The sequence below is a fragment of the Grimontia marina genome (assembly GCF_900060185.1).
GTDB lineage: Bacteria > Pseudomonadota > Gammaproteobacteria > Enterobacterales > Vibrionaceae > Enterovibrio > Enterovibrio marinus.
Genome location: NZ_FIZY01000051.1, coordinates 26,630 through 36,746 on the forward strand (window position 1 = coordinate 26,630; position 10,117 = coordinate 36,746).

A 10,117-nucleotide genomic window follows, 5' to 3' on the forward strand; every position below is an offset into this window, starting at 1 on the left:
GGGGTTGCTCACTTTGAGGAAAGTGAACATCACACAACAAATTATCCCAAGACAGCACTGAGAACAAAAAATGGAAAAGTTTCGAATCGGCTTAATCGGGTGTGGTGTCATAAGCGATAAGTACCTGACAACCTGTCAGAAGTTCGACTTCATTGACATTGTCGCTTGTGCCAGCCTGAACATCGAAGAATCAAAACAAAAAGCCGAAACCTACAACATCCCGCGTGTCTGCACGCCTGATGAAATCATCAATGACCCTTCTATTGATTGCGTACTGAACCTCACTGTTCCTGCTGCTCATGCGCAGATCTCTATCGCCGCATTGAACGCTGGAAAACACGTTTACTCTGAAAAACCGTTCGTGACTGATTTAGCGGATGGAGAAGAAATTCTCGCCCTTGCAGAGGCAAAAGGCCTTTATGTGGGCAATGCGCCTGACACCTTCCTTGGCGGAAGACTCCAAACCTGTAAAAAGCTGATGGACCAAGGTGTGATTGGTAGGCCTACCGGAGTGATGGCGTTTGTACCGACCCGAGGCGTCGAGCGTCACCACCCTAACCCGGACTTTTACTACCAAATTGGCGGTGGCCCTCTGCTGGATCTGGGGCCTTATTATCTGACAGCCATGGTTGCCCTTCTTGGTCCTATCAAGCGCGTGTGCGGGTTGGCGAAAAAGACGCTGGATGAGCGTTTGATTGAGTCGCAGCCCCGAGCTGGCGAAAAAATTCCAGTGAACGTTGATACCCACATCAACGCCCTTCTGGTGTTTGAATCCGGCGTTCAGGGCTCATTAATGGCAAGTTTCGATGTGTGGGATTCACAAACGCCCCGCATGGAAATTTACGGCGAAAACGGGACGCTTTGCATCAATGACCCTGATCCTACCGATGGCTTCAACATCTTTGGCGGTCAGGTGCTTTATAAAACACGAGAAACAGCCCGATGGGTTTACCGCCCTCGCACGCCTAACCTTGAATTTTGGTCAGTGGCTGAAAACACTCACGGTTTTAATCAAGAAGCGCGAGGCCTTGGCCTGCTCGACCTGGCTTATGCGGTGAAAAATCAGCGCCCAGCCCGCGCCGGTGGCGAGCTTGCCCAGCATGTTTGTGAAGTGATGTTTGGCATTCTAGAGTCTGCCAAAACCGGACAGTTTGTCGAGATAAAAAGCCGCTGTGAATCTCCAAGCGCTTTACCTGAAGATTTCCCCAACTGTGAAAACGGAGCCTGAACACCATGAGTCTTGAAACATTGGATTTTGCGGAACCGTTTTTCACCGTGAAGTACATCGTTGATGAACCAGAAATCATCATTACTGAAAGAACCATCGTCCTGAATCTCGCTGAGTGTCCGCTTTATGCAGCTGGCATGTGGCTGGCACCTTTTCAGTCCATCATCGCCACTGACGTCACGCTGTTCAACGTCGAAAAGTGCGTCTTGGTGGAACGTTTTGATGATTTTGAAGATGAAAATGCGCTATTGGAGAAGGTAAGAGGCACTTGGCCATTGGCTTATGAGATTCGTCGTGAAGAAAGATTAAAAGGCGTTGGACACTATATGTCGCCGAAAAACGCTGTCGGCAATATCCAGTTCAGCATGTATCACGCGTCTACTGTGCCTCTGAATGTGGGTCTTCATAAAAACCACGTGCACTTGGGCGGCGAGGAGCCTCAGGAAGTGCATACCCAAATCGTTGGGTTTGGGAAAATGCAGCAGTGCCGCGAGAAAGATATCTCAACCCTGTTTCTCGAAGAAACCATGGCACCGGGTTGTACGCACAAACCCATGTTTGATGCTGAGCTGAACTACCCATGGCACCAATACGAAACCATTACGCCAGGCATATTTATGGCGATTGAAATTCTAACGTCCGGCAATCCCATCCCAAGATAAATCCGACGTTAAGCCCAGAATAAAGGATTCAAAATGGCAACACGATTACTACCAGAAAACATAGATTTTGAGGGTGCTTTCCCCGCCCTTTCGCGTCGACTGAGAATTGGCGTTGTAGGTGGCGGACGTATTGCAGTGACGCAAGCGATGGCAGCGAGACTGAGCGATCGATGGGAGATCGCGGCAGGTGCGCTTTCTTCCGATCCCGAGCAAGCCAAGGCAAGAGGTTCGCAGTGGTTTTTACCGGAAGACAGATGCTATTCCTCTTATCAGGAGATGGCAGAGAAAGAATCCCAGCGCGAGGATGGCATTGATGCGATAATGATCACCACGCCGAACCATGTTCACTTTGAAGCAGCAGAAGCGTTTCTGAATGTAGGTATTGACGTGCTCTGCGATAAACCGCTCACCAATGTGTATTCAGAAGCTGCAGATTTAGTCGCTTTAACTGAATCTACCGGACAAGTATTTGGTGTCTGTTATGCGATGTCCTGCTTCCCCATGATTCGACAAGCCCGTGAAATGGTAAAAAACGGGGCGATTGGCAAAGTGGTGCAAATCCACGTTGAGTTTATGCAGGACTGGATGATCCCTGATGATGTTGGCGAAGCGGCGCATGTTAAATGGCGCTTAGACCCTAAGAAGTCCGGCTCCACCAGCTGTACTGGCGATATCGGCACTCACGCAGCCCAACTCGCCACTTTCGTATCAGGGCTGGATATGACCGACCTTCGCGCTGAAATGCATGTCTGCGGCGCTCCAAAGCCCCTTGAAGATACTGTTTTTATGATGACCCGCTACGAAGGCAATGTACCGGGAACGTTAATGGCAACGCGTATCGCTTCCGGTAACCGCGGCGGGTTGCGTCTGCGTGTCTTTGGTAGCAAAGGCGGCATTGAGTGGGACATGGAAAATGCCGAGCAGCTTAAATACAACAAATATGGCGAGCCTGATCGCGTGTTAAGCCGTGGTCAGGGGCATGGTATCTACCCTGCTGTTGAACGCTTCGTTCGCACTGGGCGTGGTTTCCCGGAAGGCTTGATTGAGGCATGGGCAAACCTTTATACCGAGTTTGCAATGGCCGTTGCCGCGAGAAAAGACGGGGTTTCTGCACCTAAAGGTTGGCTTAGCTATCCGACAGTAGAAGATGGCGCCAAAGGCGTGAGATTCATCGAAGCATCCGTTGAATCAAATACGTCGGGCGGCGCATGGGTAAGTTGCCAATAATTAAATAAGGCGGAGCGAGCGTTCCGCCAATCACAATGTCAGGGGGCGCGATTGGCAAAGCGAGTCACAATAAAACAAATCGCTGAGTACGCGAAAGTAAGTGTCGCTACGGTAGATAGAGTGATCAACCAGCGTGCGCGGGTAAAAAGTGCCACAGCGAACCGCATCATTGCGGCAGCAAAAGAATTAGGCTGGCGTCCCCCTGCTGCGTTTGTTGAAGCACAAAGCGCCTCTCCAACCCCTTCAATACACTGTGGCATTCTGTTGCAAAGCAACATCTCCCACCTGTTGCGTGAGGCGTTTGAAGCGCAATCCGCCAAGCTGGAAAACACCAATTCAAAACTGACTATTGAAACCTTCGACAGCCTCGAGCCGGAAAAGATTGCAGCGCGAATGCTAAAACTCGGAAAGAAAGTGGATGTCCTTGCCATCACTTCTATCGACCATCCTTTCGTTGCAGAAGCCATCGACAAGCTGGCAGAAAAGAATGTGCCTGTGGTCGCGATACTCTCCGATCTATCGGCAAATAATCTTGCCGGATTTGTCGGAACCAACAACCGAACGCGAGGCAGAACAGCGGCGTGGGCGATGGATCGGTTCTGTCGGGACAGAGGCACCGTAGGCGTCATCATTGGTAGCCACAGATACCTCAGTCAGCAAGATCGGGAAATCAGCTTCCGGAGTTACTTCCGTGAAAAAGCGCCTGCTTTCAGAATATTGGAATCCGTCGTCAGTTCAGATGACGACAGCCAAGCCTATGAAGCAGCCAAGAAGCTGGTGTGTGAAACACCGGATTTGGTTGGAATTTTCAGCGCAGGTGGCGGCGCCAGTGGTATTCGGCGCGCCATTATTGAATACGGCGGTGACAGACGACCTTTCTTCGTTTCTACAGAACTCACAGCTCAAGCAAAGACAGAATTGCTTCAAGGTGGTGTGGACATGGTGCTGTCTGCCGATTTTGATCAAGTAGCTGAAAAAGCGGTCGAAATGTTCGCTAGCCTAAAACAACAAGAAACACAGCAAAAGAAAATGACTGTACTTCCTTTCTTTATCTATACCAGCGAAAACACCTAGTTTAAGGTGCACGCTTTATTTAAGCAGGCGACCCTGTGAAAGGACACTCGCCCGGAGAAAGTCTTCTCAATGTTGGAAAGCTCGGTTGAAGTTGGCGATATCGAAAAACCTATCATGTGCCCAAATTCACCGATGCTATACAGACTATTTCATGTATACAAAAAAAACCTCACGATGCTTGAATTCATAGGTCATCAATGCGTTCAATTCGAGGCAAGTTTCACGAGGAAAAGTCGTTCTATATCTGTGGAATTTAAAGAAGAAGTGAGCGCATTTGCGAAGACTAAAACAAACTATTCAACGGTTTAGGATTATAAAGGATTGCCATAGCGCAACTCTTTAGCCATTTCCTTGTGACAAAGTAAATGCCGTTAGAGCAATCGCACAGTTCAATGAATGTGTTCATTAGCTTGGTGTTAACCATTTTTATCAGAGGCTTACTGCCAGTTCACGAGATAGAGGCCAAACACAGTCACATTTTCAATATTCCTGATCCTTGCCTAGTTAAAAATACAGTTCTATAATCCGCTCCCTTCTTCCATCGGCACATATCATGAGTAAATCTGGACGCATTTTTATTGGCCAATTCCGCTGGGATCGCCAAACCCAGTACCTCTATCCTCAGGATCAGGATGGGAGAGATGTTATTGGAAACGCCAAAAGACTGACCAACAAGCAACAGGCACTTATTGACTGTCTGTATATCGCTGCACCCAATAAAGTTAGCCGAGAAGCTATAACCCAATACGTGTGGGGTTCAGAACATATTTCGCAAGAAAGTCTCCCGCAATTGATAAACCGGACGCGCCAAGTGCTGGAAGATTCGGATAAAACGCTGATAAGCAACGTTCCGGGCCAAGGTTACTCGCTAAATTGCGAAACCATTTCTGTTCAGGTTGAAAACATGCCTCAAGAAGCACCTGGTTTTGCTGAAGTTATTAATGAAACTCAAACAGTTGATGACCAAGCATCAATTAACAGCGCATCAGGCCGATTAGCTATAGTTGCGATATTAGCCGTCGTCACTGTCATCAATATCAGCCACTTCATTGACGCCTATCAATCAAAAAAGAGGTTTATCGAAACGCGTTTTGCGACGCCATACCCTCACATTGAGAAGACAGATGACGAAAACAAGCTAATAGTGACAGTTGAAAGTAAAGAATGCATTTATGAAAAAGACATTGAAATCATTAACTGCCCATAAATTCACACTTTTTGTTGCAGGGGCAATTGTTGCGAATACGCTCATTTTTGTGAATGCGGAAAAGCAAGGCTCTAAGTGGATCGGCACAGTATCAGTCGGTGAGTATCTGAAGCTCACACACACAGTACAATTTAAAGATACACTCGACATCCGCGTGACTGAATATAAGAAAGATTTTGACCCAAAAAAGGACAAAACTTTCCACGTTAGCTATACCTATGAGCTCCAACCGCCTAATCGCATTTTGTTGCTTAACGACTTGGTACCACTTCGCTCCACAATACATGCACATTACTTACTTGACGAAAAGTGCGCGCTCATTTTTCTTTCTCCGAAAAATAAAAATCCCTATCAGATGTCGCTTGCATGTCTTTACTAGGCAATAAAAGACAACATCCTCAAGGCAAATACATTGAATCGATGTTAGTTTGCATACCTTTTCGCTTGCAAGCCATAACTATTCACCTCCAACTTTAAAGACAAAAAAGATCACCATATATTAAATTGTATTGCATCAGCACTCATATGAATCAGAAAACTAATGTTTACCTAATAAAAAGTACCATAATAAACACACCCACACTCATTATTTCTAATTGAAATTATTTTAATCTCACTCAAATAAGACTTTTCGAATGATCGTTCGACATTATCTCTTCTTAGATATTCAAAAGACATTAAAATCTATTCACTTAAATTTCAGAACACAAATTATTTTTCATACATGTTGCTAATATATGAGTAAAAAACAAAATAGACATACACATTGTTGTGTTTTCTACATATAAAAAACTTCCACTTTTTACAGCCCATGCAGCCTACTTTCAACACACATAAATCCAGCATTCTAGACAAATCCCTTATACTTACAATGTCTAAGAGCACGCATTTTAACCAGATATCATTCTATATAAAAAGCCTATCACAAGGCTTATAAAGCCTGTTAATCATTATCATTAGCAAACAAGCTCTTTCTAATTTAAACACGAAATATGTTTCGTCTTAAAATTGAAACACAATAATATTCATCCTACAGGTTAATCTATTTTTAACTCTTTTATCTCAACTACCTTATTCGAAATTTAAATGAAAGCAAACCAGGACATAAAAATAGACACACTGTACTTCTCTATTAGCTCATATTCGTAAAGGTATTTATCGTGTCAGAGAATAAAAATAATGCAGATGCTGACCAGAAAGCTCACTCCTCCTCCAGTGCCTTTTTGAGAAAGACTCTTATTTCCATATCGGCTATCGCTTTTTGCACGCTAACTGCTATCGCCGTCAATGATATAAGAACATCAACTTACGAAGGTAATATATATTACGACGGCGATAACCAAACTTTTGCGCCCCCCAAAGCTTCGCCCATTTCAGTAGCCAATGCTCATTCTCTGCCTGTCCAGATTCCCTTTGAGCATAGCCTAGCTGCAAATGGCATCGAATATACTGTTGATGCAGAAAGGCCTTGGTTTCAGGAAGCACTTCGAAACTACCCCGACAGTGAATATTGGCGCAATCAAATTGCCATTCACCTAGCGCAACCTAGAACGCCTGGCTGGATAAAATTTGAAAATTATCATGTCAGCAAGGGACGGAACCCCATTCTCCTGCCCACGTTTGCACGCATGCTAGAGTCAAAACATGCTCCCGACTTACTGACCGTGCGAATTGAAAAGGGTGCGGAGCCTCTAACCGCGCTGGGAGACATTGGTTTATCTCACGTGCGCAGCATTGATCCTGCCGACCCGTCGTCTGCAGTGCATGTCTATGAGATTCCTAAAACGATGACATTTGCTGACGCGCTTGAGGCGTCAAATGCACACCCCAGTGTGGCTTTTGCAGAGCCGGATTACCTGATTGAATGGGCACTAGCACCAAATGAATCCAATGCAGGTATCAGTAATGGCAACGCATGGTGGCTCAAACAGATTCGCGCCTATGATGCATGGGAAACCACGACCGATGCTTCTGCCATAGGTCCAGTAGCGGTTTACGACCAAGGTATCCTGCGTAGCCATGAAGACCTCCGCAATAACTTCTGGGTCAACCCGGACGAAGTTGCTGGTAATGGCGTCGATGATGACGGTAACGGTATTGTCGATGATATCAACGGTAGGACAAGCCGGGTCTTCGGCGGTCACGGTACCCCGGTAGCGGGTACCATTTGTGGTGAAGGTAATAACGGCATTGGTTATGTCGGTAGCGCATGGAAGTGCCAGTTGATGGATACCGGCGGTTCACTCAGTTTCGCTGCTGCAGTGTCAGACGCCATGGCATCCTTGCGTTATGCTACCGATAAAGGATCACGCATATCCAATCACAGCTGGGGTATAAGCGGTGATTATAGTCAGGCGTTCAAAGACCTTATCACTGAGATTGAAAGCGATGATCACTTGATGGTCATTGCTTCTCACAACTTTGCTCGGAACATTGATAAAAGCCCTGTGTATCCCGCTTCCTACAATAACGACAACATTCTGAGTATCGCAGCCTCCAAACAAAGTGAAGGCCGTATCAGTTACTCAAACTACGGTGCAGTCAGCGTAGATATCGCCGCACCCACCGAATTCACCACAGCTAACTCCTCAGGCCGCTACTCGGGCTTCAGCGGCACTTCGCAAGCGACACCCGTCGTAACAGGTGCTGTTGCGCTGGCTTGGGCGATGGATCCAAGCATGACGTTTCGTGAGATCAAAGCGCTGGTCATGAACACCGCGCGCCCTGTAGATGCTTGGCGTGGTCTAACTGTATCCGAAGGTATTTTGGATATGAAAACCCTCGTCGAATCTGTGATTGTTGATACTGACGGTGATGGAATTCTGGACGACGAAGATCCAGATGACGATAACGATGGCGTCCCAGATGAAGAGGATGCCTTCCCTAAAGATGCAACGGAAACTGTCGACACTGACGGTGATGGCATAGGCAACAATGCAGACAACGACGATGATGGTGACGGTGTTAATGACGACGAAGACTGGCGTCCACTCGATCCCAACGAGCAGTATGATACTGACAGAGATGGCATCGGTAACAGTCAAGATGATGACGATGACAGCGACGGCGTATTAGACGTAGATGACGCATTCCCACTAGATGATACCGAAACCACAGATACAGATGGCGATGGCGTTGGAGACAACAGTGACGTATTCCCTAACGACCAGAATGAATGGTCAGATTCCGATGGTGATGGCGTTGGTGATAATGGCGACACAGACCGAGATAACGATGGTTTGTCTGACGAGTTAGAGTCGCGTACCTCTGCCAAGATCAACAACTGGCCCGTGCTCAACGGAAACGCAGGATTTAACGACGGTGTACTCTCTGGGAACGGTGGCTACTGGAACAGTCAGGCGAACTCAAACCGCTTCTCAAGTTATGGCTTCAACGACCGCTACGCATTGAACTTCACCATTGACTCGCTCGGTAGCTACAACATGTTTGGCTTGGGTAGCGTCGAAAGTTCAGCAAGGTACTCAGACATTGATTACGCTTTCTACGTTGTTGGCAGCACACTGCGCATTTACGAAAGCGGCAGTTCACGCGGTACCTTTGGCTCCGTTGCAGTTGGCGACACCCTCTCAATTCAGGTTAACAAAGGGGCTATCGCCTACTATCGAAACGACACGCTGGTCCGCTCAACAAGTTATAGCGGTGACACACCTGACTTCTATGTCGATTCGAGTTTCTACAGAGGCGCGATAAAGCTGTCGAACATATCTCTGACCCCTCTTTCTGGCGCAGGTTTCTCCGTTGATGCTGACAACGATGGCGTCAACAACGATGTCGACCTGGACTCTGACAACGACACCATCCCAGATGTGGTGGAAGCCGGATTAACCGATGCCGATGGTGACCTGAAAGTGGATGCCGTCGATCTGCAAGGCACTGTCGACCCGGCCCCGGATTCCGACGGTGACGGCATCCCGGACTACCTTGATTTGGAAAGCCAGAACGCCGCCAATGATGGCACGGCCTTTGACATGCATGGCTATGACTTTGCTGCATTCGACTCGAACGGCGATGGCAAACTCGATAGCAATGATGAACTTGGCGGTAACGATGTCAACGGCAACGGTATCGATGATCGTGCGGAAGATGCGGACGGCGATGGCTTATCAAATCCAAACGATGATGACGACGATAACGACGGCACACTTGATATCTACGATGCGTTCCCATTTGATTCGAATGAAGATACTGATACAGACGGTGATGGTGTAGGTGATAATAGCGATGCATTCCCAACGGATGCTTCTGAAACCACAGATACTGATGGCGATGGTGTCGGCGACAATGCGGATGCCTTCCCTGAGGATGCGTCTGAGACCAAAGACTCTGACGGTGATGGTGCTGGGGACAACAGCGATGCCTTCCCTGACGACGCGTCTGAGACTACCGACTCGGATGGCGATGGTACCGGCGACAACGCTGATATTGACCGTGATAACGATGGTCTTTCTGATGAACTGGAATCACGCACCAGCGCTGAAATCACAGACTGGCCTGTTCTGACCGGCAATTCCTCTTTCACTGACGGTGCGCTCTCAGCCAACGGCGGAAGCTGGCGCTATCAGGCGAACTCAAACCGCTTCTCAAGTTATGGCTTCAACGACCGCTACGCATTGAACTTCACCATTGACTCGCTCGGTAGCTACAACATGTTTGGCTTGGGTAGCGTCGAAAGTTCAGCAAGGTACTCAGACATTGATT

At 47.4% G+C, this 10,117-nt stretch carries 7 protein-coding genes; all 7 read left to right on the plus strand.

The window, feature by feature from the left end; all coding sequences use genetic code 11:
• Positions 1–70: 70 nt before the first annotated feature.
• A complete protein-coding gene (locus GMA8713_RS20285) occupies positions 71–1,228 on the plus strand; it encodes a Gfo/Idh/MocA family protein (RefSeq protein ID WP_062713681.1) in 1,158 nt (385 codons plus the stop codon).
• A 5-nt stretch (positions 1,229–1,233) separates the two neighbouring features.
• Complete coding sequence (locus tag GMA8713_RS20290) at positions 1,234–1,890, plus strand: hypothetical protein (RefSeq protein WP_062713682.1); 657 nt, start codon at positions 1,234–1,236, stop codon at positions 1,888–1,890.
• A 33-nt stretch (positions 1,891–1,923) separates the two neighbouring features.
• Positions 1,924–3,117 (plus strand): Gfo/Idh/MocA family protein, encoded by a 1,194-nt coding sequence (locus GMA8713_RS20295; protein ID WP_062713683.1) that lies wholly within the window; start codon positions 1,924–1,926, stop codon positions 3,115–3,117.
• Positions 3,118–3,168: 51 nt separating this feature from the next.
• Positions 3,169–4,191, plus strand: a complete 1,023-nt coding sequence (locus GMA8713_RS20300) for a LacI family DNA-binding transcriptional regulator (RefSeq protein ID WP_084387794.1) — start codon at positions 3,169–3,171, stop codon at positions 4,189–4,191.
• Between the two features lie 553 nt (positions 4,192–4,744).
• Positions 4,745–5,398 (plus strand): winged helix-turn-helix domain-containing protein, encoded by a 654-nt coding sequence (locus GMA8713_RS20310; RefSeq protein ID WP_062713686.1) that lies wholly within the window; start codon positions 4,745–4,747, stop codon positions 5,396–5,398.
• Positions 5,364–5,777: a hypothetical protein gene (locus GMA8713_RS20315; RefSeq protein ID WP_062713688.1), complete on the plus strand. Its 414-nt coding sequence runs from the start codon at positions 5,364–5,366 to the stop codon at positions 5,775–5,777. Before GMA8713_RS20310 ends, GMA8713_RS20315 begins: the two co-directional genes overlap by 35 nt.
• Before the next feature lie 781 nt (positions 5,778–6,558).
• Positions 6,559–10,117, plus strand: a 3,559-nt coding sequence (locus tag GMA8713_RS20320; protein WP_157515707.1) for a S8 family serine peptidase, incomplete at its 3' end; no start/stop codon positions are given.